Origin of the sequence: Pseudoalteromonas sp. G4 (assembly GCF_028875915.1) — a bacterium.
Lineage (GTDB): Bacteria > Pseudomonadota > Gammaproteobacteria > Enterobacterales > Alteromonadaceae > Pseudoalteromonas.
The window spans coordinates 1-24,348 of record NZ_JAPEHW010000030.1 but is presented as its reverse complement, the minus strand read 5'-3'; the positions used below and the strand labels follow the sequence as shown (position 1 = coordinate 24,348).

26 protein-coding genes and 1 pseudogene are annotated in these 24,348 nt (G+C 40.1%); 7 read left to right on the top strand and 20 right to left on the bottom strand.

Features of this window, described 5'->3' with window-relative positions; translation table 11 throughout:
- Positions 1–106 precede the first annotated feature (106 nt).
- Together ON073_RS10535 and ON073_RS10530 are read left to right on the top strand one after the other, a co-directional pair.
- Positions 107–2,431, top strand: a complete 2,325-nt coding sequence (locus ON073_RS10535; RefSeq protein WP_274761847.1) for an exonuclease domain-containing protein — start codon at positions 107–109, stop codon at positions 2,429–2,431.
- Between the two features lie 148 nt (positions 2,432–2,579).
- On the top strand, positions 2,580–3,350 hold the full coding sequence (locus tag ON073_RS10530; RefSeq protein ID WP_274761846.1) for a hypothetical protein: 771 nt from the start codon (positions 2,580–2,582) through the stop codon (positions 3,348–3,350).
- Here ON073_RS10530 and ON073_RS10525 read toward each other — a convergent pair.
- The 7 genes from ON073_RS10525 to ccoG all read right to left on the bottom strand — a co-directional run bounded on the left by ON073_RS10525 (position 3,347) and on the right by ccoG (position 9,638).
- Complete coding sequence (locus ON073_RS10525; protein ID WP_274761845.1) at positions 3,347–3,994, bottom strand: hypothetical protein; 648 nt, start codon at positions 3,992–3,994, stop codon at positions 3,347–3,349. The two genes, ON073_RS10530 and ON073_RS10525, sit on opposite strands and share 4 nt — an antisense overlap.
- A 111-nt stretch (positions 3,995–4,105) precedes the next feature.
- The gene (locus tag ON073_RS10520; RefSeq protein WP_274761844.1) at positions 4,106–4,723 is read right to left on the bottom strand and encodes a hypothetical protein; all 618 of its coding nucleotides are present in this window, start codon (positions 4,721–4,723) and stop codon (positions 4,106–4,108) included.
- Between the two features lie 111 nt (positions 4,724–4,834).
- Positions 4,835–5,608: an endonuclease/exonuclease/phosphatase family protein gene (locus ON073_RS10515; protein ID WP_274761843.1), complete on the bottom strand. Its 774-nt coding sequence runs from the start codon at positions 5,606–5,608 to the stop codon at positions 4,835–4,837.
- A 350-nt stretch (positions 5,609–5,958) separates the two neighbouring features.
- Positions 5,959–6,591 (bottom strand): thiol:disulfide interchange protein DsbA/DsbL, encoded by a 633-nt coding sequence (locus ON073_RS10510; RefSeq protein WP_274761842.1) that lies wholly within the window; start codon positions 6,589–6,591, stop codon positions 5,959–5,961.
- Positions 6,592–6,602: 11 nt separating this feature from the next.
- Positions 6,603–7,229 (bottom strand): thiol:disulfide interchange protein DsbA/DsbL, encoded by a 627-nt coding sequence (locus ON073_RS10505; RefSeq protein WP_274761841.1) that lies wholly within the window; start codon positions 7,227–7,229, stop codon positions 6,603–6,605.
- Between the two features lie 9 nt (positions 7,230–7,238).
- Positions 7,239–8,213, bottom strand: coding sequence for a serine/threonine protein kinase (locus ON073_RS10500; RefSeq protein ID WP_274761840.1), 975 nt, complete (start codon positions 8,211–8,213; stop codon positions 7,239–7,241).
- Positions 8,214–9,638: a cytochrome c oxidase accessory protein CcoG gene (gene ccoG, locus ON073_RS10495; RefSeq protein WP_274761839.1), complete on the bottom strand. Its 1,425-nt coding sequence runs from the start codon at positions 9,636–9,638 to the stop codon at positions 8,214–8,216.
- Between the two features lie 126 nt (positions 9,639–9,764).
- Between ccoG and ON073_RS10490 the strand changes: the two genes are divergently transcribed.
- Both ON073_RS10490 and ON073_RS10485 read left to right on the top strand, forming a co-directional pair.
- Positions 9,765–10,112 (top strand): hypothetical protein, encoded by a 348-nt coding sequence (locus ON073_RS10490; protein ID WP_274761838.1) that lies wholly within the window; start codon positions 9,765–9,767, stop codon positions 10,110–10,112.
- Positions 10,112–10,315: a hypothetical protein gene (locus ON073_RS10485; protein WP_274761837.1), complete on the top strand. Its 204-nt coding sequence runs from the start codon at positions 10,112–10,114 to the stop codon at positions 10,313–10,315. The genes ON073_RS10490 and ON073_RS10485 overlap by 1 nt, the downstream gene beginning before the upstream one ends.
- A 50-nt stretch (positions 10,316–10,365) precedes the next feature.
- Here ON073_RS10485 and ON073_RS10480 read toward each other — a convergent pair whose 3' ends face one another.
- The 13 genes and pseudogenes from ON073_RS10480 to gspC form a co-directional block, all read right to left on the bottom strand.
- The gene (locus ON073_RS10480) at positions 10,366–10,959 is read right to left on the bottom strand and encodes a UPF0149 family protein (protein ID WP_274761836.1); all 594 of its coding nucleotides are present in this window, start codon (positions 10,957–10,959) and stop codon (positions 10,366–10,368) included.
- Positions 10,960–10,968: 9 nt separating this feature from the next.
- Complete coding sequence (locus tag ON073_RS10475; protein WP_274761835.1) at positions 10,969–11,736, bottom strand: type II secretion system protein N; 768 nt, start codon at positions 11,734–11,736, stop codon at positions 10,969–10,971.
- 1 nt (position 11,737) lies between these two features.
- Positions 11,738–12,208, bottom strand: coding sequence for a type II secretion system protein M (locus tag ON073_RS10470; protein WP_274761834.1), 471 nt, complete (start codon positions 12,206–12,208; stop codon positions 11,738–11,740).
- The gene (gspL, locus tag ON073_RS10465) at positions 12,205–13,401 is read right to left on the bottom strand and encodes a type II secretion system protein GspL (protein WP_274761833.1); all 1,197 of its coding nucleotides are present in this window, start codon (positions 13,399–13,401) and stop codon (positions 12,205–12,207) included. The genes ON073_RS10470 and gspL overlap by 4 nt, the downstream gene beginning before the upstream one ends.
- Positions 13,398–14,381: a type II secretion system minor pseudopilin GspK gene (gene gspK, locus ON073_RS10460; RefSeq protein ID WP_274761832.1), complete on the bottom strand. Its 984-nt coding sequence runs from the start codon at positions 14,379–14,381 to the stop codon at positions 13,398–13,400. The genes gspL and gspK overlap by 4 nt, the downstream gene beginning before the upstream one ends.
- Positions 14,378–15,001 carry a type II secretion system minor pseudopilin GspJ gene (gene gspJ / locus ON073_RS10455; RefSeq protein ID WP_274761831.1) on the bottom strand — a complete coding sequence of 208 codons (624 nt, stop codon included), beginning with the start codon at positions 14,999–15,001 and terminating at the stop codon, positions 14,378–14,380. The genes gspK and gspJ overlap by 4 nt, the downstream gene beginning before the upstream one ends.
- Positions 15,002–15,382, bottom strand: coding sequence for a type II secretion system minor pseudopilin GspI (gene gspI, locus ON073_RS10450; RefSeq protein ID WP_342455413.1), 381 nt, complete (start codon positions 15,380–15,382; stop codon positions 15,002–15,004).
- Positions 15,369–15,953, bottom strand: coding sequence for a type II secretion system minor pseudopilin GspH (gspH, locus tag ON073_RS10445; RefSeq protein WP_274761830.1), 585 nt, complete (start codon positions 15,951–15,953; stop codon positions 15,369–15,371). The genes gspI and gspH overlap by 14 nt, the downstream gene beginning before the upstream one ends.
- 21 nt (positions 15,954–15,974) lie before the next feature.
- Positions 15,975–16,365 (bottom strand): annotated as a pseudogene (gene gspG / locus ON073_RS10440) (type II secretion system major pseudopilin GspG).
- A gap of 25 nt (positions 16,366–16,390) precedes the next feature.
- Positions 16,391–17,611 (bottom strand): type II secretion system inner membrane protein GspF, encoded by a 1,221-nt coding sequence (gene gspF / locus ON073_RS10435; protein WP_274761829.1) that lies wholly within the window; start codon positions 17,609–17,611, stop codon positions 16,391–16,393.
- Positions 17,611–19,119: a type II secretion system ATPase GspE gene (gspE, locus tag ON073_RS10430; protein WP_274761828.1), complete on the bottom strand. Its 1,509-nt coding sequence runs from the start codon at positions 19,117–19,119 to the stop codon at positions 17,611–17,613. Before gspE ends, gspF begins: the two co-directional genes overlap by 1 nt.
- The gene (gene gspD / locus ON073_RS10425) at positions 19,112–21,181 is read right to left on the bottom strand and encodes a type II secretion system secretin GspD (protein WP_274761827.1); all 2,070 of its coding nucleotides are present in this window, start codon (positions 21,179–21,181) and stop codon (positions 19,112–19,114) included. The genes gspE and gspD overlap by 8 nt, the downstream gene beginning before the upstream one ends.
- 22 nt (positions 21,182–21,203) lie before the next feature.
- A complete protein-coding gene (gspC, locus tag ON073_RS10420; protein WP_274761826.1) occupies positions 21,204–22,133 on the bottom strand; it encodes a type II secretion system protein GspC in 930 nt (309 codons plus the stop codon).
- 232 nt (positions 22,134–22,365) lie between these two features.
- On the opposite strand from gspC, the gene hslR reads away from it, so the two are divergent.
- The 3 genes from hslR to ON073_RS10405 all read left to right on the top strand — a co-directional run.
- The gene (gene hslR / locus ON073_RS10415) at positions 22,366–22,788 is read left to right on the top strand and encodes a ribosome-associated heat shock protein Hsp15 (protein WP_274761862.1); all 423 of its coding nucleotides are present in this window, start codon (positions 22,366–22,368) and stop codon (positions 22,786–22,788) included.
- Between the two features lie 40 nt (positions 22,789–22,828).
- Positions 22,829–23,665, top strand: a complete 837-nt coding sequence (gene hslO, locus ON073_RS10410) for an Hsp33 family molecular chaperone HslO (RefSeq protein WP_274761825.1) — start codon at positions 22,829–22,831, stop codon at positions 23,663–23,665.
- A 344-nt stretch (positions 23,666–24,009) separates the two neighbouring features.
- A partial coding sequence (locus ON073_RS10405; protein ID WP_274761824.1) for a phosphoenolpyruvate carboxykinase (ATP) occupies positions 24,010–24,348 on the top strand: 339 nt, incomplete at its 3' end.

Sequence of the window (24,348 nt, the reverse complement as noted above, 5' to 3'; positions counted from 1 at the left end):
AAGTTCGATAGATAAAATCACTATAATTCAATAGTTAATGACCAAATCGACAATTCACTCTCGTTGCATTATAATATAGCTTCGCTTTCTTATCGGAGGCTTTGGCATGACAAGACTCGTTGCAGTGGACACTGAAACCACTGGATTGAACTATAAAAACGGCGACCGAGTCGTCGAGATAGGTCTTGTCGAAATCGTTGATGGTGAGATTACGGGTAAGCAGTATCAATCCTACTTCACGCCTGAACGCAAAAAAGTCTCCAACCCCGCATACGAAATACATGGCCTTAAAACCAGCTTCCTGCGCACACAGCCGAAATTTAAAGATCGCCTTGATGCGATCATTGAGTTCATTGGGGATAGTGAACTACTCTTCTATAACAAAGCGTTTGATCTAGGTATGCTCGATAACGAGTGCGAACTTGCTGGCTCAGACTTTCGTTTCTCCACAGAATTTAAAAGCACGTGCGTTATGCTCATGGTCAAAGCGCCTATGAAGCGCAAAAGTAAGCTAGACCTAGATGATGCGTGTCGTATGTATGGTATCGATTTATCAAGGCGTACCATGCATGGTGCTGTTCTTGATGCTGAGCTTGCAGGTCGTGTTTACCTTGCTTTTAAGGCCGCAGATAAGCCCGTTCTTAGAGTCCCCCGCGATCCAAGTCAAAAGCGGGCGCAGCCAGAAAAATTTCCACTGCCACGAGCGTATGAGGGCTACCAGCTAAACTTTTGTCAAAACACACGTTGCGCCAATTATGGCGTGCCACCAAAATTTCCAGATCCTCAAAACCTTGGCAAAAAAGCGCGCTCGCTTGAAAACTACGTAATTGGCGAGCCTAAGAATGGTCTTCAGTTAACATGTAAGCAGTGTAAAACATCAAGTAAGATTGTTAGCAATAAAGGGATCGTGCAGGAAATTAAGCGTTTACAATCCATATATCAACTTAAAGTGCCAAGTTGCCCTAACACGGGACTAAGAGAGGATAAGCGTAAAGGCATCCCTGACGGTCAGAAATACGAAACGGTAGTCAAGAAAGTACGCGGGGTCGAAAAGACGTTTACCAAGCTAAAAAAGCCCTGTCCTAATCAAGACAAAGACATTCTTTCGCATCCTGATGAATATTGGCTAGACGGTCAGAACAAAAAGAAACTCAAAAATGTGAAAGGGTTGCCAAAGGTGTCATATCCAGATGCTAATGGCAGGTATCATGTGCCTCGTGATGCAGCGTCACAGCGGTTTAAATGCAAGCGATGCCATAGCCGAATAACGGCAGCACTCGATCCTGAAAAGGGTCAACATAACCCACAAATCAACTATCTATTGTTCAATGAATTGGTCAACAAAGCGCCATTCAACAGAATTTACGCAAAGCACAAAATTAATCATCGTGTTATTTTTGACCGAATTGAGTTTTTCTATTACCAGTGTCTCCAATTTGAGCAATATCTCCTAGCCCAAAACCTACATAAGCTTAAGAACACCCATCTATCGTTAAGTCTCGATAACATGCAATTTTATGCCAATTGGAGTTCGCGACATGATAGGAGAAGAACAAAGCTGATTAATACATGCACTGTTGATAATCATTCAGGGTATGTACTAGGCAGCAAGGTTAATTTTGATTTCACCTCTGACTACATGGCGTTAGCAAAAGAATTCAAGCGTATTGGCGAGTATGAAAAACCACACCATAAGCGTCGCTATCAGCAGTACAACTTGCCCGATGAAAACATCTATGACGATCCTGATGTGAAAACGCCCAATAAACACCTGCTGCTTCGTCAGACCTACTCTGTGATCGCTCACCTAGAGATGCTTAAGCCTTTCTTAAATCAAGTGAAGTCAGTAGATCTATATGCCGACAGCGATGTGAGCTTTGATTTTGCCGTAACCAAGATTTTTAAGGAAATGATCAATGCGAAAAAGATGCGTGCATGCCTGACCCGAAAAAGTACGTTACAAAAAGGGCACACTGAAACTCAAAAAGACGCAGTCTGGGTTCGACAAGATAAGCCGCTGATTAAAGGGCGCACCTTAGACTTATTATTATTGACTGATTATGACCAGCAATTCATTGAAGATGCGGCATTGCAAGGCGTGGACAGCTACTTTAATGCTGTTAAACGCAGTATTTCCATGGCTGAGCGTCCGATAGCTACATCGGTTAATATGAATGATGAAGAAAAAGAAGCGGCTGATGCAGGAACAGCGAGCGCAAGTTATCAGAAGTGGAATTTATATGGCGCTTACAACCCAAAATACATTTCTATGCTACTAGAGATCTTCCGCATTTACCGTAATTTCACTAAAACGCCACGTGCCAAGGCGACGCCAGCACAACGTTTAGGTCTCGTCGATAGAGTCTACGATATACATGACATCTTAGAGTTCAGTATTGCCAATGAGGTGCTAAAACTAAAAAAAGTTTAATATCATCTATTAACTTCATTGCCCTCTATCAAATATTGCAGGGGGCAACACATAAAACAACCAATTATATTTTGAAAGGTAGGTGTTTCACCATGGATAATGTATAGTATTAAAGTGGATTTTTTGAGTGTGAAAAGGATTATTTCCAGTGAATTTACTAAAGCTAATCATGCTATTACCTTTGTTTATATTGGTATCAGCTTGTTCATCAACATCTTCCCTATCTATTTATAACCAAAACAATATCTCCTACAGCGAATATTATTTAACAGACCTCTCAATAGTTCACCAACGGGTATATCCAAACTATACAGTTATTGAGTTTGTAGATTTCTCAACCAATGAAAACGAAATGGCAAAGAAAGCGGTTGCCTTGGGGGCTGACTTAGTTCTACGCTCTATCAACAATGTGTCTGGCGGCTCTACTTATATGTCTGGAGTAAACATAACCTCATCATATAGCGGTGACATGAAGGCAACTCCTAGTTATAGCACACTCCCTTCATCAACAACTTCTGGATATGTCTTTTTAAAGAAACAAGAGAGTGCAGCCGAAAGCACCAAGCTATCGGAGGTAGACTTAGAATTCATAAATTTTAGGAAAGAAATATACTCACAGGTTGGCCTTTATAATCGTATGCTTCATGGCAACAGCTTTGTTGTAGCTACCGACGCAGATTTTATGTACATAATAAAAAGCGACTATAACGGCAAGCCCATATCTAAAAAACCCGAAATTAAGGTGTCGAGGTCTACAGGTATGGGGATTGGTATGGAAGTTGTATCAGGAGAGCCAACTCCAGTTTCGGTCGCAATGGCAAGTGAAGAATATGGTGTCTACTCTTTCAAAAATGATGCAGCTTTAACAGGAACAGGTGTAATTTTGAAAATTAAAACAAATGGCAGGAGAATTAATTAACTTAGTGCATTTCTTAAGACTGTGTTTGGAGTAACGCCCATAGTTGAAGCACATTTTTTTATAACGAGAGCCGCCTCTTTTGCACTAATCGCTCTATCATGGTTTCCACTTTCCAATGTTCTCTTGATAGCCAGAGCCATGCTTTTGGGTCGTTTGCTGCTATTGAGCAAAAATGTAATTAAATCGTCATTCTCTGAAGATCTGCCATCAATATCTTCAAGTGAAAGACTTATCCTGCTCACTAATTCTGGATTGCTGCGGAGGTATTTGGCTAAGCTTTTGTGCGCACTCAAATAAAGCATGATAACTACAATATTATCCATATTTAGCAACTCCCCCTCCTTGTCCTCTGCCAAAGAGTTAAGCTCGATCCCTGCAAGCGCATATGATACCGCTCGCTCAAAATCATGAGTGTGAAGCGCCAATCGAGATATGTTGCAATACATAAAGCGTATGTTTACAAAGCCTCCATCTGTAGAAAGAAGCGCCTCTTCAATTTTCAGAATATCATCTAAAAGAGGTTGATGTTTTAGCACTGATTCTCTACGTACAGACAAAAAATCGGTATTTTCGATATCATCAATCATCTCATCTCGGATATTTTCAAATAATTCTATTAATTTTTTTGTAGATAGATTTTCCATTTCCGCATCACTCTTTTACTAAGAAATAACACGGTTCAATAATTATTCAAGGTACAGTTATACGATTACACTGAGAGAGATAAAGGCATATTATTAAGGTAAGTTTCCTGCTTATCTCTTATATTTCAAGGCAGTCTCGACTGTGACACCTAAATGTTTCGCAATATCTTCCGCTGATAAACCACATGGATTATTTATTGCCTCAATGGCTATAGCATAGCTTTGCGGGCGGAGCTTGGTTGACAACAAGTCTGTAGCTAGTCCATCATTTTCTGAGCCTTCTTTTCCATCATAATCAGTCATCAAGAATGTTCTATCTTCAGTAGCTATTTCTGGGTTTTCTTGTAGAAATTTGACCAAACTTTTGTATGCACCTAAAAACATTTGCATATCCAAAAGAACGACTTTGTTTACGTTAACACCCTCTTTGTCTTTTGCTAGTTCATTCAATTCAATCCCTGCAAGCGCATATGCTGCTGCTAGTTCGAATTGATGTGTATGAATCGCTAATCGAGCTATAGTAGCGTATATACAGCGCAGGTTTCCGTGGTCGGCTAAAGCTTGAAACTCACTTTCGATTTCCTGAACTTTTTTCAAAAGTGGCTGATGCTTAGCTCCAAGCTCGCTAGGGATAAACTCTAACAGGTCACCTTCCATTTCCATTCGAACCATTAGAGCTGCGTTTTTTAATTCATTTCTTTTCTGTTGCTGGCTGTCGTTGTAACCCATAGATATTGTCCTTTTGCTACACAAATAACATGGATAAGCAATTAGTCAATTTGTGCAATCTATCTGGCACTGCTTCAAAAAAATTAGTCAAAATGTGGACTGAAAATTGTGTCAAAAATATCCCAAAGCCTGAGTTGAGCAAGTAATAATTGATAGCGGCATATGATCGCTATGTTCAATCCAGTCGTCATTTTTACCGATAGATAGCGATGCGTTATGCACATTCTTTCCAGTAAATATATAATCGATGTGATATGGCTTCGAAAGCTTGCGCTGAAGGTAAAAAGTGGGCGCTGATTCTTCTCCTTGGGCTTCGCCCGTTTGTGAATGGTAGAGACTTGTTATACCAATAGATTCAAGTTCATCTATAACATCACTGTGGCTCCACCATCTATCTGGCTTATCCCACATCTTATTGCTGTTAAAATCGCCCATAATCAGCACATTATCAACAGCCAGCTCTTTTTTGTGAATTTGAAGAAACTTCCAAAACTGCCCCATATAGCCAAACACTTCATCACTTGAACCTTTCGTCCAGACGGCTATACACAAATACTTGTCGTTGATCATGAAAGGAATGAATTGCCTAAGCTCTTTGGTTGACCATGTGAGCTTTTTGTTAAGGTATGAAAGCCCTGTAGCTAAGGTGTAGCTGGCGTCCCAGTCAAGTCGCTTTATCTCTATGCCTGTCTTTGCGAATATACCAATACCTTTGTTTTTCGACTCACCTTCCCAGATACAGTTTGAAGCCCAAGCTTGGTAATCTTTGGTCGACAGAGCGGGATCTTCACATTCTTGTACGATAAGCACATCAGAATGAAGCTGATCGATCACAGTAGTCTTCTTACGCAACGCACCATTACAGTTCCATGTTGTAATCTTCATCCTTAGCGCACCTGTTTTTTATATAAAAAAAATTGACCTCAACTGTATTAAATGTGACTATATCATTATATAAAAGGCGATTAATAGTTGTGACATGTAGTCATAAGCCTTTTTTAAAAAGATTGGGACTAAAAACATTAATCATTTCAAGATATTGAAATTCGCCAATTATCAATTTGACACTAACAAATTGATTTAATTGACCTTTTCAGTGTAAACTTATGGCTTTTTGCCTTCTTGCACTAGCCCAAGCCCTTATTTTCCAACAAGCATAAAAAAACTGAGAGACAAATCATCCCTCAGTTTCGCACTCGTCTACTTTATAAGCGCCTTTTTTTGATAAGCAAAAACTACTTTTGAGCTAGGTAGTTAATTAGTTTAGCCATATCTTCAGCACTCGAAATGCCCGACTTACGGCCAAAGTTAACTTTGTATTTACCATTCACAATAAAAGTAGGCACAGAACCAAGTGCACCTTTCGACTTATAAAACTCTTGTTCTTTGCTCATTTTCTTCGCTTTAGTGCGAACCGCAAAGCTTTTGTAATATTTTTCAAAAGTTGATGCTTCAACGCCTTTTGCTACAAACACATCTTTTACATCTGCAACTTCATTAAAGTTTTTTCGCTCGCCATGAACATGGTTAAAAATACCAGCAATAATCTGGTCTTTTTGCGGTAATGCTTCAGCCGTTGCTAATGCTTGCGATAACATTTCTTGGTTTTCTTTTGATTTTCCACCCATGAAATTTACGTGTGCTTTTTTAAACGTTACGTTTTTATCAAGCATCGGCTTTAAGTCGTAAATAACGTTTTCCATGTTGTTACATGCAGGGCAGTAAAATGAGAAAAACTCTGTTACTTCTGGTGTTTTTGTAGCGCGATCTGAAATTACATCGTAATGCACGCCTTCTTCATATTGATTTGCAATTGCAACAACTGGCAATGCTAAAGCTAAAAGAGCAGCTTTAAAAAATGCTTTCATTTATTACTCCGTTATTTTTTTAATAAGTATTCAACCAGTGCTTTTAACTCGTCGTATGATTTAATGCTGGTTAGTTCAATGCGGTAAATATCATTAACAATAAACGTTGGTACACCTGTTAATGCGTTTAATTCAGCAAAGCGGTCTTGCTGCTCAACCATATACTGCTCTTGCGCAGCAATCGCCATATTGCCTGAAAGCTGTTTGAATTTCTCTTCTGTCATAACATCGTTTAACACAAATAAACGGCGTACATCGTCCATTGTTGAGAAACTACCGCGATTACGGTGAATAAACGAGAAGATAGCATCACTTGCTTCGTTCGCTTTACCAGCTTGCTTCGCGATTAAATAAGCTGTCGATAGTAATGATTGGGTTTTAGGCTCAATACCTCTTAAAAAGTTAACATGGCTTTTTACAAAAGTATCTGCCGGCAACTCTTTGCTTAATCGCTGTGCAATCATTTCGAAGTTATAGCAATGTGGGCAGTAGTAAGAAAAGAACTCAGTAACCTGAGGTTTTTCTGATTTATCTGTTTTAATTAGAGAGAAATGCTCTCCCTCTTCAAATTTGAAGTCCGATGCAAACAGTGCAAGCGGAAAAAATAGTGCAACAATAAAAAATAACTTCTTAGTCATAGGGTTCTCTTATGGCAAAAGCTTTAACGGTGCTTCATGCAACGCAGCCAATTGCTCCTTTAAACTTAATATTTGTTGTTCCCAGTATTTGTCTGATGCAAACCACGAAAAGTTCCGTTGAAATGCTAAATCTTTCCAACGCTTAGCGAGCCACCCCATGTAATTGATCATACGTAGGGCGCGTAAAGGTTCAATCAGGTGCAGCTCTTTTAAGTCAAATGAAGAAAACTCGTCATAGGCACACAGCAAAGTATCCATCTGCATACGCTGCTCGTTTTCATCACCACTTAACATCATCCATAAATCTTGAACCGCTGGCCCCTGACGCGCATCATCTAAATCGACAAACGTCAGTTCATTGCCGGTCCACAGAATATTGCCAATATGACAATCACCATGCAAGCGGATCTCGTTATTTGGCTGATATTTCTTCTCAGTTAACGCGATAACTTGTTCTAACACTGTCATAAAAGGCGTTTCTAGACTGGGCGTTATTAAATTACTGTCAACTAAAGAGCGTGTTGCATCGTGTAAAAACTCTTGGCAGCTAATTGTTGGTCTAACAGCAAAAGGTTTTGTTTTTGATACGTTATGAAGACGACCAATAAAACGCCCTAAAACTTCCAAATGATCATAATTATCTGCTTCGAACGTTCTGCCACCGACACTTGGAAACAATGCAAAGCGGTAGCCTTGATAATCAAACAAACTCGTCTTATCACGCTTTATTGGTGCAACAACAGGCACCTCGCCGTCAAGCAATTCAAAACTAAAGTCATGCTCTTCTTGTATTTGCAGAGAGCTCCAACGCTCTGGACGATAAAACTTCACAACATAACGTTTAGAATCTTCCGCAACAAACTGATAAACGCGGTTTTCATAGCTGTTGAGTGCTAATAATCCTGAAGTTGGATATACACCAATACTTTCAATCGCATCTAAAATACGATCAGGTGTTAAATCACTAAAATCAAATGCCGACATTTAACGCCCTTTAAAGAACTTGCTTGGTTGTGCAAGTTGCGTATTTGGTTCATCAGCACGCTTTAACACAAAGTTAAATTCGCTGATTGGCGATTTTAAATCATAAGGGTCAATCGCAATTGATAACGGTAAACTGTACGACTCGCCTGAACGAATGTTTACTTCAGTTTTGCCAATAATAGTGAAATTATTTAGCCCCTCAACCGAGATTTGGTAACTGTGATCTTGTTGTGATTTGTTAAGGATTTTTAGAGTGTACGTATTTTCCACTAACCCATCATTATTAATTCTATAAAGCTGATTTCGGTCGCGAATTATGTCTAAGTCCATCGGGATTCGGGTCATTACATCGGCGACGAAAATTCCGCAAATTACCAACATGACCACCAGGTAGCCAATGATTTTAGGACGTAAGGCATGGGTTTTCTTGTCTGAGGTCAAGTTGCGTTCTGTCGTGTAAGAGATAAGCCCTTTGTCATAGTTCATCTTGTCCATAACTTCATCACAAGCGTCGATACAGGCGCCACAGTTTATACACTCATATTGTAAACCGTTGCGAATATCGATACCGGTTGGGCACACGTGCACACACATCTTACAATCAATACAATCCCCTAAGCCTAACTCTTTAGGATCTTGCTTTCTACCACGTGGACCACGGTTTTCACCGCGCTTTTCATCATAGGTAACAGTAAACGTGTCTTGATCAAACATCGCTGATTGGAAACGCGAATATGGACACATATGCAAACACATAATTTCGCGCATCCAACCGGCATTGCCATAAGTACAAAAAGTAAAAAATAACACCCCACCAACAGCGTAAGAAGTTGCTTCCAAAGTAAAGAAGTCAACCATCAAGTCCCTGATAGGCGTGAAGTAACCAACAAAGGTTAATGATGTAAAAAGAGAGAAGCCTACCCAACTTAAATGCTTGGCCGATTTTCGCCAGAATTTGTCAAAGTCCATTTTACGTTGGTCGAGTTTTTTTCGCTGGTTAGCGCTGCCCTCTATTTTTTCTTCGAACCAAATGAAGATAAAGGTCCAGACTGTTTGCGGACACATATAGCCGCACCATACGCGACCATAAAAAGTTGTCACTAAGAACAGCGCAAAAGCACCAATCATAAAAATCCAAGCAAGAATGGTAAGGTCTTGAGGCCACAAGGTCATGCCAAAAATATTGAATTTCTGATTGAAAATATCGAAAAGAACCGCTTGATGTCCATTAAAGCTAACCCATGGCAGCAACATAAAGCTCAACATAGCAACAAACCCTAGGTATTTGCGCAACTTTTGATGTAATCCTTTAACCGCTCGTACATATATGCGATTGCGCGGATTAAAGCGGTCAAATTTCTCCGCATCAGGTTTGTGAACTTTTACTTCTGTAGGTATATTTTTTACTTTAATTTGCTTGTCCATGGTGCCCCTAGGTGTGCAAACTTCTGATAAGTTGCCTAATTATAACAATTGTCTTTGCTAGTGCGATGCATTTTATTAAACTAAATGGACAGCAAATAGGCGCTAAATCAAAAAAAAGAAAATAATATGAAAAATTACTTCTTATTTATATTGGTCATTCTCATCTTAGCAAGTGTTGATCACCCGACGATTGCTAAGCCTCGCCAAGAACTTTTTGATAAAGTAATGGGTGTGTTAAGTGACTCAAGCAAAATAAAAACTGACCAAGAAGCTGCTCGCTCGCTTGCACGTGCCAAAGAAAAACTTCGGTTATCGCAAACTACAGAAGATTATTTAAGCAAACAATTAGCAACGAACCAGAAAATGGATGCGTTCAATACTCGTTATTGCCGCAACAAAGAGCTTAACTCTTATTTTTACGGTGATGACTTAAGACAACTTTGTAAAATCATCAGTGAAGAAAGACAAAAGTAATGATCGATTTTTCGCAACTTAATAAAAAATTTGCTAAAAACTTTAATGATCAGAAAGCCGTTTTAAAAAAGCTCTTAAAAGGCGGTACAGTTAATTGCGATACGTGTAACAAACCACTTAGCGTAGCACTTAACGACAAAGATGGTGAGTTTATTGTAAGTTGCGGATCTGGCTGCACTCGGCTCACCCTTGAGATAGATTAGTTAACTCAAGCTAAGAAAAGCAAACTTTAGTTGTGAATATTTAGATGATCTCATTCGAGGTCATCTAAATCATCTTCTTCAATTAATTCTGCATCCAGCACACATGCTTCGATAAGCTCTGCATACCCCTCAGCAAATGACTCAAGCAAGCTGATAACATCATCACACAATGAAGCGTCATTATTTAAATCTGCAAAAAAGCATAAATAACCTAATGTCATTGCCAGTGCTTCGCTTAGTTCACCATTGAGATTATTCGCCGATACAATTGGCTCTATGTAATGCTTAATGCCTTGTGTAAAACCTAGCGCCCATAAATGAAGCTCACCGTTTTTTGATAAATTAGCAGCGCCCGGTTGCATCATGTTAATGCGAGAAGAAAGCGCATAGCCTTTTTCAAAAACCTCATCGCTCACATCATTATGGAAGGCCATTAACGCAAACAGTTTATCGTCGGCTAGTTCCTCGCTTTTATTGCCGAGCGCTTCACTTACCCAAATATCTTCAATGATCGGAGCTGGCGCCGCTATAAGCGCAAATAAATACCCTTCAAGCTGGGGTAATGGCATCGCAGAAGGTGCCATTTCACTGCTTGCTAACCAGCTCGCCAACGCGTGCTTATCTGTTTGTGTAAATTCAATCATGTTTTGTACTTAGAACTTAAACGGGTAGCGCCCGCTATTATCTGGCTTACCCAAAAACTTAACGGCATCATGAACTTGTTTTGGCAAACTTGCATCTGGTTTAACAAAGCCACTAACACTCATCAAGCGCATGCCATATTGCGCTTCTAGCTGCAGACCAAGTTGGTTCTCTTCACTAATATTTAAACTTAGCGACCCATTTTCACATCCAAGCTTACCCTTGATGGTGTCAAACTCAATCCAACCTTGTAGACCTTGCACAGATAAATTGTGCGTTTCAGCATTACCAGCTAAAACATGACACAACTTATCTTTTGCTACTAATGGCAATTCAGCATTGCTCACTTTTACTTTTAAATTACCTTTAGTTGGCAGCGCCATTGGCAATTTAACATTATCCATAATACTTGATGTCGCAACGCGGATATTAGCACGGCTTAACTGCACCGTTTCCGCTGAAAATGGCAAAGTAACTGACGCTTTACCGTACGGCGTATCAAAACCGCGTAAGCTACCAAATTTAATATCAGCACTCACCTTACCAGTTAACAGACTAGCTGGTTTTAACTGCCACTCTAGCTTATCGATAAGTTGTTGATTAATTTGAGCCTGAGCAACACGACCTTGCCAAATTGTGCCAGAAACACCCGCAACTTTTATATTCTTAGGTAAGTAACCTTCAGCAAAACCAAAAACTACTGATGCAGGTATCAAGTAGAGTAGAAATACAATAAATGCAAAAATAAATAAAAAGATAAGAGATAGCGTTTTTTTCATATTATTTTTCAACCACCAAACGACTAATACTTACCATACCAGGCTCTGCACCACGGTTTATATCGATTGCAGAAATCGTTAAACCACTTTGCTCTACCAAAGACTCAAGCCAAGGTAATAATTTATTAAATTCAACCGACTCAATCGTGAGACGTAAGGTATCATCCTTTGGCTGCATTTTGCTGATGCTGATTTGCGCGCGGCGGCTGGACGTATTGATAATTTGACTTAAGCTACCACTTGCTGCGACCTTACCTTGTCCACTGCCTTTAATTTTTGCTGCGCTTTGTTTTACAAAGTGAGCCAACTCTTGTTGTTGAACAAGTGCTTTCTCTGCCTTTTCTATTTTATTGTTAAGCGGTCGTATGATCAGCATCACAATCACAAAAAGCGTAAAAATGACAGCGGCACATTTAAGTAACAACTGTTCATTCGGCTTTAAATTTTGCCAGTAGGTTTCTAATTCTTTCATGAACCCGCCTTAATTTTTATTTCACCTACCACAAGGTTGCCCGAGTTACTTAATGAGCCTTGCTCAATCTCCAATGCAGCTTGTTCTAAGCGTTGTTTTACTAAATTAAAACTCTGAAAATCTTTAGCACTTGCACGCAAACGTAATTCGCCGCGTTTGCTATCAAAGCGTAAAGTTTCCGGTGTAAACCCATCAATGTCTTTAAAAATTGGTGTTAAATGGTGTAACAAAAATAAGAAACCAGTTTCACCACCCGACGACATTTGATCTAATTTGCCCTGAATTTGGCGGCGAATTAGATTTGGTCGCACTTTTGAACCAGGGAACGCTTGTTGATATGCTGCGATCGTATCAGCTTTTGCAGCAGCTACTTTCTGCTCCAATTGATAGGCGGTGACCGCTTTCAAAACAAGACCAAAGAGTAATGCAACACCTGCCGCAATAGCAGGCACTTGCCATACAGGCCACACACCTTTACTTTGTTTTTTAACCTGAAATGCGCCTTGCAACATATTAAATTTATGAAGCGGAAGTTGCTTTGCAAAAATGGCGAGCGGTAAATCGTAATTTTCTAACTTTTTAACTGCATTTGGGTAGTCAAAATCAATATCGCTTAAATGCGCTAGCGCTTTTTCTTCAAGCGTTACAAGGAATTCGTTAACCCAACTGCTTTCAACTTCAGCAATACACCAAGTATTTAATTTAAATAGCCAGTTACCACTGAGCGATGTTACCGTTATTTCAGCATCATCAAACTGCGGTAGCAATAACGCATCTGGTAATGCTCGCGTAGGTGATAGTTCTGCAGTTTTTAAAACTTGCAGCCAATTTTCAAACCAAGAACGCTGACATATCGCTACCTGCAGAGCATGTTTTTCACCTAGCATGCAAGGTTCACCAATAGTGATTAATACATCGTCCAATTCACAAGCGAGCTCCTCTTCCAGCATAAATGGCAGGGCTGCTTCTAACTTCCGATTAAACTTTGTCGGCAAAATTACTGTTTTAAGCTGTACTTTTGTTGCTGGCAATAATGCGATTATCTCTCGGCTTTTGCCTTTTTCACTTAACTCTTCAAGCGCTAAGCTATTGTCTAATTGACCACTCGCGATGGTCTCATCCGCGTTGCTAATAAGCCAGTGGATTGGCTCATTAACACTATGCCCTAAGCGAATAATTAAGGTTTCTTTCACTGTACGCCTCCAAATCTACGCGCCAGTACACTAACTTTTTGATTATCTGTTATATGTATTATGGATTTCATCGCAAAATTCGTTTCAAAGAAGCTTGCCTTGATTTGTGCTTCAAAATAATTACTGTTTAATACAAAGCGCTTATCTTTGTCATCTAAGGTATTAGCGCCATTTTGCTTTGCATCAGCTATAAATTTACTTAACTCGTCCCACCCTTCATCAGGACGTTGACTTATTATGGTTTCAGCTTGGCTTTCTGAAATGTTCAGCATTGCAGCCAATAATAAACTTTGTTCCGCTTGAAGCGTGTTTACGTTCAATTTGAATTCATCATATTGCGGAATAACGCAAACATAGGGTTTTAGCTTTTCGACCATTAGCGGGTTAAAACCTCGCACTAGTCTTAGTTCTGAAACACTCGCAAAAAAATTATTCGCTGTCATATAAGGAATACTGTAAGACATATACTCCCCCTCTTCGACACCTTGCCTTTTTGGCATGCTATCAGCATCAAGCCAATCAAACACACTATCCGCTAACGCTTCTTTTGATTCTTCCATTGGCAAATCAGGAATAAGATCAAGCAAAGCCTCTAATGTTTTATGCGCCTCATTAAAGTTTTGTGTACTCGCATTATTTGGGTCCACAAAGCGCAGAGCATTAAGGTTTAAACACGCTTGCAAATCGATTATTTTACCTGCGATAGTGCCATCTTCAACAGGATATGGTGGTGTTTCAATTGCCCATTTTTGCGATAAGTCGATGCGATCTTTATTTTGTTTTTTTACTTCAATTAGCACTCGCTTAGCCAGAGCTTCACCCGCCATAGCATACCAGCGTGCTTGTTGTTGTAATACCAAATTACTTGAGCGCTGCACCTCAACCATTAAACGCGCATTCATTTTTACTGCTAAAGAGGCTGCCAATGCCACCACAAATAAAACAATAATTAACGCTGCACCTGACTGCCTAAACATCATGATTTAGACTCCTGTTCTGGCAGCAGAAAAATGCGGCTAACTGTTATATCATCCGCCAGCGAAACTTCAACTTTTATCGCTTTAGGCAAGACTGTTAGTGTCCAGTTTTCTTCCCACTTTTCGTCATTACCACGAAAGCGAATGGTAAAGTCCTTTATATTTTCAAGCAGAGTTTGGCTTTTAGGTTCAGTACCATCAAACGAATCAACATAAATACGGTACTTGCGAACTAAGTTATCTTCTTCTACAACATAACTGAATAACTGTAATTCACTGCGCGGTAATAAATTAACCGGATTACTCCAACCATCTCGCACACCTGCAATACCGTGGTATTGGCTATCAAACAAAAAGCGGTCTGCAACTAAAAACTGTTCTAAACTGTCGCCAGCTTCATTGCGTGTATTACGCAATGCAAGTTGAGTGAAGTCTTGTTGCATCATACGAAATGCAGTATTAAGCGCGCCAATTTCTGCTACTTTTTCTTTTGAGTTTTGGTTGGCATTAATTGCAGTCGATAAAATTTGATGGCTGGCTAAGGTAATCATCGCCAATACTGCAAGCGCCACCAGCACTTCAATTAGGGTAAAACCAAATGCTTTAGAGTTTCGCATTAGCATTTAGTTGGCCTCATTTTTTGTAATATAAGTGATGAGCTCATATACATCATGCTTGCGTGCTTCATCTGAAAACACGATAACGCGCGCTTCCAGCAAGTCATTGCTTTCTGTTTTCGTAATTTTGTGGCGCCAGTAAAATTTAACACCAGCTTGCTCTTCATCACCTGTTTTGCCATCACTAGGCGGCCAGTTAGTGGTCAGTGTTAATTCGGCCAATTGGTTTTCGGCAACCCAACTGGCTAGTTGCTGCTCTTCAATATTAGATAAGTGATTGATATGGTCACCAACCGCTTTCATCGCCGCAATACCCGCAAGGGCACAAATTGCCATTGCCACCATCACTTCTAGCAAAGTAAAGCCACGATTATTAAACATCGTCATTCGGCTCCTGCGATAGCTCAACCGGTGCCATTAACTCGCCTTTAATAAAATAAGGCTTGGCTTTCTCGTTTTCTTTTAACTCTAATATTAATTGGAACGGGCTCACCTCACCGGAGGACAGCAACAATACCTGTGGAATTTTCATTTTATCTAATTCCAGTAGGCTTTCTTCATCTTCACTATTTAGCAACTGTCGCCAATCTACCTGTTGCAACAAGTTTTCTTCACCCCAAGGAAGATCTTCTAATTCCAACTCAACATTAATAAACTCACTGAACTGATGAGGTTTCAAAACATCTTGCTCTGAAATTACCACCCATTTTTCACCGTTAAATGCGAGTAATTCAAATGTGTTTGTATTTCTATCAATATGAAAACCGAGCTCAAACTGGTTCATCACAGCGTATTCGGAAGCTAGATTTATCATGGTGTGAAGCTTTAATGCTTCCACTTCGAGTTGTTCTTCATCTTGATCGTTGAGCGAAAGCACAACAAGGTTCATGGCAAAGCCGATAATTACTAATACCGCTAAAATTTCGAGTAAACTAAATCCGCTTTGCCACTTTTTCATAATATAAACTCACGCTAGTGATTAGCGCTCGTCTTCTTCGTCCCAGTTACCAATATCATCTTCTGTACCAGCAACACCGTCTGGCCCCATTGAGAAGATATCAATTTTGCTAAATTCACCTGGGCTTACTAGCTGGTATGGGTTTTCCCATGGATCAACTGGTAGTTTCTCAATAAAACCACCTTCAGGAAAACGACGCTTCTAAGCCCTGCTCCGTTGTTGGGTAACGGTTATTGCGAAGCTTGTACATATTCATTGCATCTTCTAATGCACTGATATCAATACGCGCTTTGTCAATTTTTGCTTCTTCTTGTTGACCCATAATGTTCGGCGCAACTATGGCCATAATCATGCCAATAATTACCAGAACTACCATAATTTCAAGTAATGAAAATCCACTTTGCTTTTTCATTTAACACCTCTATAAAACTTAACGCTTATCCAATCGCGTTATTCATCGCCATAATTGGCTGTAAAATTGCCATTACAATAAACATGACAATGACTGCCATAAGCGCAATCATTAATGGCTCTAGTAGCTTTAGTGACACATTCACTAAGGCTTCAAACTCTTTATCTTGGTTATCCGCTGAGCGCTCAAGCATTTGCTCAAGCTCTCCTGATTTTTCACCACTGGCTATCATATGCAGCATCATAGGTGGAAATAATTTTGTTTGGTCAAGGGACGCTTTTAAACTTGCACCTTCACTGACCTTTACAGCGGCTTCAGCAACCGCGGCTTTCATTTTTTCATTCGCCAGTACTTCACCCGAAATACGCATACCTTCTAATAACGGTACCGAACTGGAAGATAAAATACTCAAGGTTCTGGCAAACCGGGCGGTATTTAAGCCTCGCGCTACCTTGCCAATAAATGGCAACTGCAAAACACGTGAATCAAACCAAAAACGAACTTTAGGCTTTTTAAGTGCATTTTTGATGGCAAAAATGCTGGCAACAATAGCAATTAATGATAACAACCAGTAGTTTTGTATAAAATTACTGGCCGCAATTACCGTTTCGGTAGTCCAAGGCAATGCTAGCTTTGAACTTTGGAAAGACTTAACGATGGTTGGTACTACCGTACCAAGCAAAATTGACACAATTGCTACGGCAAACACCACAAGGATAATTGGGTAAACCATTGCCTGTGTAATTTGACTACGCATATGTTGTCTTTGTTCAGTGTAGTCAGCAAGGCGCACTAGTACTTGGTCAAGGTGACCCGACTTTTCACCTGCAGCAACCATTGCACGATATAAATGATCAAAAATATGCGGAAATTCAGCCAAACCTTCAGCCAAGCTATACCCTTCAACTACTTTTGCTCGCACTGACATTAGCATGCTTTTTAAGCGCGGCTTTTCGCATTGCTCAGCAACGGCAAGCACAGCAGCTTCAACTGGCAGTGCTGATTGCACTAAGGTGGCAAGCTGACGTGTAATCAAGGACAACTCATGGGCTGAGATTTTAGCTTTAAACAAACCGCCAACCGATTTGGCCTGTTGCTTTTCTTTATCCGCTGCTTGACTTACTTCGAGTGGAGTAAGTCCTTGCTCACGCAGCATTTGGCGTACTTGCTTAGCCGTATCTGCTTCAAGTAGGCCTTTTTTGTTTTTACCGCGGCTGTCTAGTGCCTTGTACTCAAACGCAGCCACTAGCTTTCCTCGCGCGTCACGCGAAGCACTTCTTCAAGTGACGTTTGTCCTGCAAGTACACGGTTGCAACCATCTTGACGAATACTTGGGGTGGTTTTGCGCACGTATTTTTCAACCGCTTGCTCACCTTTACCATCATGAATAAGCTCGCGCACGGCTTCATCAACCACCAACAACTCATGAATACCTGTACGCCCTTTATAACCATTGTGATTACATTCGCTACAGCCAACTGGACGACAAATTTCGACACCTTTACCAAATTCAATACCGAGCAATTCACACTCGCGTTCATCAGCAATATGTGACGATTTACAATCACATAAAGTACGGACAAGGCGCTGCGATAATACGCCAAGTAATGATGAAGAAAGTAAGAATGGCTCAACGCCCATATCTTCCATACGGTTGATGGCACCTGCTGCAGTGTTTGTGTGCAGTGTTGATAACACTAAGTGACCGGTTAACGAGGCTTGCACACCGATTTGTGCCGTTTCTAAATCACGTATTTCACCTACCATTACTACATCTGGGTCTTGACGTAGGATGGCACGTAAGCCACGGGCAAAGGTCATATCCACTTTAGGATTAACCTGTGTTTGACCTATGCCAGGAATTTCATATTCAATCGGATCTTCAACCGTTAAGATATTGCGGTCTCGGGTATTAATCTCGGTCATGCCCGCATACAAAGTGGTACTTTTACCTGAACCTGTTGGGCCTGTAACCAAAATAATGCCATGCGGTTTACGTATTAATTCGGCGAATGTTCTACGGTTATGCTCTGACATACCGAGATCTTCCAAATCCAAACGTGCATTGTTTTTATCAAGAAGACGTAATACGACACGCTCACCAAAGCTTGATGGCATAGTTGAAACACGCACATCAACTGCACGGCCTGCGATACGCAAACTAATACGACCATCTTGCGGAACACGTTTTTCCGCGATGTCGAGCTTTGCCATTACTTTAATACGCGAGACAAGTAACGACGCTAGTTTACGATTTGGCTCTAATACTTCTTTTAAAACACCATCAACACGGAAACGAATTACTAAGTTTTGTTCAAAGGTTTCGATATGAATATCTGATGCACCTTCTTTGATCGCTTCACCTAACATGGCGTTGATCAATTTGATAATTGGCGCGTCATCTTCTGATGCAAGTAAGTCTTCCGTTTGCGGTAACTCTTCAGCAAGCGAGAATAAATCAACTTCGTTGCCGATATCTTCCATAATTTGCTGGGTTTCAGAGCTATCACGCTGATATGCCGCTTCTAGTAATAATTCAAACTCATTTTTATTAACTTGTTTAAGCGTAAAGCTATTTGCCGCAACACGTCTCACTTCAAGCAGCGCTTGTTGGTTTAAATCGCCAGCATAACTCACCACCAACTCATTATTAATGGTTTGCATTAAGATGTTAAAACGCTTAGCAAAGTTAAACGGTAAACGTTTAACTTGTGCTACAGGTGCCAAACTAAGCTCAGAAACTATCTCAGTCATCTTTCTGGTTCTTTTTATTTTCGTCGTGTAAGAACTCTTGATACGTTGGCGGTAATACTAACGCATCATTCCACTCAGGCAGTACTGGTGGTGCTTCGTTTGGCATTAAGTTAATGCCATCGTCTTTGCGTTTTACCTGCTCGCCACGAATAAAGTTATATTTACCGTGACTTAACTTGTTCATGCTGACACTGTCACGCAGAATAGTCGGGCGAATAAATACCAATAAGTTACGTTTTTGCTTGGTTGACGACGTTGATTTAAATAAGTGACCAAGCACTGGAATATCACCTAGCAATGGCACTTTTTGCACGCTTTCTTGTACGTTTTCATCAATTAAGCCGCCGAGAATGACCATGCTACCGTCATCGGCCAGTACAGTGTTGCTAATCGAACGCTTGTTAATTGAGATATCAACCGCAGTTGCACCTGATACACTTGATACTTCTTGTTCGATTTTTAATTGAACCGCTGTACCTTCGTTGATTTGTGGCGTTACTTTCAGTTTTACACCCACTTCTTTACGCTCTACCGTTTGGAATGGGTTGGTATTGTTACTGCTTGACGTTGAGCCAGTAAGTATTGGCACTTCTTGACCAACTAACATCGATGCTTCTTCATTATCCATTGTAGTAACTGAAGGCGTAGCAAGAATATTCGAGTTGGTATCAGATGATACTGCCTGCACAATTGCAGCCCAGTCGTTTTTCGCGATACCAACAGCTAAACCACTAATACTGCTAAGTAGACCAGCTAGAGGCTCAAGGTTACCTTCAACAGTTTCTTCATATTCGGTACCGGTGCCTGTTTCAGAGCCAATCACGTTCTTCGTAACAGTTTTGTCACGCGCTACTTCTGCTGCTGCGGCAATAGAACCAATTGGCGCACTACTACCGTTGTTAAACTGCACCATGCCGCCTTGCTCTGAAATCCATTGCAGACCAAAGTTAACGCCATCACCTTCTAGCACTTCGACAATAATTGCTTCAACCAGTACTTGTGCACGGCGCACATCTAGGTCTTTAATCACTTTTTCTAATGAACGCATCACATCTGGATTTGCGGTGATTACTAACGAGTTAGTATCTTCGTGCGCTTCAATACTTATTTCATCTTTACGTGATGAACGGGTATTTGCTTTACCTTGGTTTTGTTCATCATTAATTGACTTACTAACACCTTGCAGGACTTTTACTAAGTCTTCTGCCTTGGCGTAATTTAAGTAATACACCTTGGTATTGCCTTGCGTCTCAAGCTCATTATCTAAGCGCTTAATTAACTCGATTGCACGCTCACGTGCTTCACCCTCACCACTAACAATCACACTGTTAGTACGCTCATCTGCAACTACTTTTGGGATTAAGAAGGCCGGAATATTGTTTTTTCCACCTGACGCGGGCTTGTAAATCGTTTCGACTACAGAAACTACATCAGAAGCTGTTGCATAGTTCAGTTTTACAATATCAACAGACTGATCACCCGCTCGGTCAACTTGTTTAATCACTTGAACTAAGCGATTCACTGTTGCCGCATGACCCGTTAACATCATTACGTTTGATGCCGTATATTGCGCAACATGGCTACCGCCTTTTTGGTCACTAAACTGACGAACAACGGGCCCTAGTTCTTGTACGCTAACATTTTTTACACGTACAACACGGGTGATCATCACATCGCCCGTCACTTCTTCACCGTCATTCAGTACCGGGACATTCTTTTTGCGACCATCTGCGCTTTTATCAATTTTGATAAAACCGGTTTCCATTTCAATCGCCGTGTAACCATAGACTTCAAGTACGTTTAAGAAGAACTCGTAATACAGCTCTTCATCCATCGCCTCATAACTGCGCACATTAATTTTGCCACGGACATTAGGATTAATAATGATGGTTTTTTTAAGGTCTTTACCAACAACATTAATGAATTCAGTGATTTCAGTATTTTTGAAACTAGGTGAATACTCCACTGCAAGTGCAGAATAGGAAACACCTACAGCAACTAATAATGCTGCATATTTACGTAATCCTTTGTAAACCTTGCTTAGGTTTAACACGCTTTTCATTTAGTTACTCCGAGTCGTATTCTTATTCTAGGCTAAATAGCACGTCGAGAGTTTGCCCTTGACGTTCGATAACTATTGTCGCTGATGATGCATTTCTGAGTTCACCAATCGCTGCCATAGCCTGTTTCATATCGGTTAGCTGATAACCATTAATGGAAGTCGCAAGGTCCCCACTTTTAAGCCCCATTTGTGAAAACAATTTGGGATCTTTACCTGGGCTGAGGTTATATCCAACAATTTGTCCATCAACCCGCTTAGGTGAGATGCGAATATAATCAAAAAGTTTCCCAGGCTCTTCAAGTAATTCTCTGCGCTTTGCTTTTAATTCTTGTTTAAGGTCTGCATTTTTCGTTGCATTTATAGCAGTAGCCGGAGACTCATTTGCTGAACGAAGTTGGTTAAAGGACTTGCCTTGTTTTTTGGTAGGTTGCTTAACGGTTTTTGAGTAATCAATACCATCGAGCATTAAGGTTTCGAAACGACCGCTTACTTTAATAATAACGCGATCAGCAAAAATGGTTTCGATTTGTGCACGAGTGCCTTTAACTAACTCGCTTACTGAGTAGGTTTCTTGCGTATTTTGGCTTTCGATGATGGCATGACCGGCTTTCTCATCACCAGCAATCGCCACTACACCCGTTAATTTAATATTTAACGTTGTTTCAGGTGCGTCACTGATAATTTCTTGATTTTTTTCTTCAGCTTTTTGCTCTGCACTGCCAAAAATATTTTGCGCAACCAAACCTTTGCTATCGTAATTAAAAGACGATTTTGTTCCTGTATTAGATGTCACAGAAATAATGTGTTGCTGTGGTTTTGGCCAGAGCATCCAAGTTAATTGAGCTGCTAAATAAGCCACATAAATAACCACAAGCACAAGCACAATATTGCTTGCTTTTCTATGCGGGAACTTTGCTATTACTTGTTCAATTTGCGCTTGGTTTAACTGCATTATTATTATGTGTTTGATTATTTTTGAACGACCATCTTAACCTGTCAGCTTTACTACAACAAGCAGGTAAACTGGAAAGTGGCTGGAATTTACACTGTAAAGATGACAATTCTGTGTCACTGGCTGCATTTCTCTGAGTCTCTAATTTTGGTAAATAAATGTATCAATTTTGTCTACAGGTGCATTTATGGTATATTTCACGCACTTTTCAATGCAGTTATTCACTCACTCCATGAGTAAAAAGCAAAATTCAGTAGACACTTCAAATCAAGACTCAACGTTATCCGTTAGGTTAGACAAATGGCTTTGGGCTGCTCGCTTTTACAAAACCCGCGCCATTGCCCGAGAAATGATATTAGGCGGTAAAGTGCACTATAATGGTCAACGATGTAAACCCAGTAAAATTGTTGAGCTAGGCGCTAGCGTTAAATTCTCGCAAGGGTTTGATGAAAAAATTGTCACAATTGAAAAAATAAGTGACAAAAGACGTGGTGCTCCCGTTGCTCAGACCTTATATAAAGAAACACAAGAAAGTGTTAGTAAGCGTGAAGAAAACGCTTGGGCACGCAAAAACAACGCATTTTTCTCTCCGAGCCCAGAACATCGCCCGGATAAAAAACAGCGTCGCGAACTTATTAAGTTTAAACACAGTTAATATTTCTCAAGCATAGTGCTTGAAACAAGGTATTTGACCAATGCAAGATTTATTACACAGATATATTTTTGAAAACCATGATGTACGTGGTGAGTTAGTTCAATTAGACAAAACCTATTCGGAAATTATCGAGAACCACAACTACCCAACTGAAGTTAAGCAGTTGATCGGTGAGCTTTTAGTAGCAACATGTTTACTTACAGCAACGTTGAAATTTGAAGGTGATATTGCCGTTCAACTGCAAGGCGATGGCCCGGTAAAATACGCTGTTATAAACGGTGACCACCAACAAAATATGCGTGGTATTGCGCGTATTCAAGGTGATATTACCGAAAATGGCGTATTAAACCTAATTGGCAAAGGCCATATGGTAATTACCATCACACCGCTCAAAGGAGAACGTTACCAAGGCATTGTACCTTTGGTATCTAACAGCCTAGCTGAATGTTTAGAACAGTATTTTCAGCAGTCTGAACAGCTTCGCACTCGCATGTGGATTAGCACAGATACTCAGCTAGAAAAGTGCTCAGGTATGTTGCTGCAAGTATTGCCAGTAAATAAAGAAAAAGCGGAAGAAGACTTTACGCATTTAGAAGCTTTAACAAATACCATTAAAGATGAAGAGTTATTAGAGCTTGATGGCCATACGGTATTAACGCGACTCTATCATGAAGATAACCCGCGCTTATTTGATCCTCAGCCAGTTAGCTTCCGCTGTGGCTGTAGCCGCGACAAAATAGCAAATGCGATTGTTAATGTTGGCAAAGATGTCTTGCTTGAAGATGCAAAAGCACAGGGTGCTATTAAAATTAACTGCCAATACTGCTTAAAAGAATATCAATTCAATAAACGCGATATTGAAAATATCTTTAACTAAGCTAAATATCTTAAAAGCAGGTTTTATACCTGCTTTTTTATTACCTAAAACCCTTCTCCTGCTTTTTTTAGATCAAACCAATCAAAATAGAGAAATATCGTCAGATATTTGCTTGTATAAAAGTGATTAAAAACTCACCCAAAAAAAATGACAGCGATGTCATTTTTTAAATGCATATTGGGTATTTAAAAATGACACCGGTATCATGAAAAAAAATACATAAATCCTAGAAAAATCGGGGGTTTCAGCTTTGGTTTTACTCTACTATTACGATAGAATTGACGCTCGAATTTTATTCGATTTTATTTTACTACCCGTTCAAAACCCCTAGGAGTGTTTAAACTATGTCAGCTTTAGAAAACTCGATTGATTTGTCGCAATATGGCATTCACGATGTTTCAGAAATTGTTCACAATCCATCTTACGAGTTACTTTTTGCGGAAGAAACTAAAGCGGGCCTTGAAGGTTATGACAAAGGTGTCGAAACTGAATTAGGCGCAGTTAACGTGAAAACTGGTATCTTTACCGGTCGTTCACCAAAAGATAAGTACATCGTACGTGATGAAACCTCAGCTGACACTGTGTGGTGGTCTGATCAAGGTAAAAACGACAACAAACCAATGACTCCTGAAACTTGGTCACACCTAAAAGGTTTAGTGACTAAGCAACTATCAGGCAAGCGT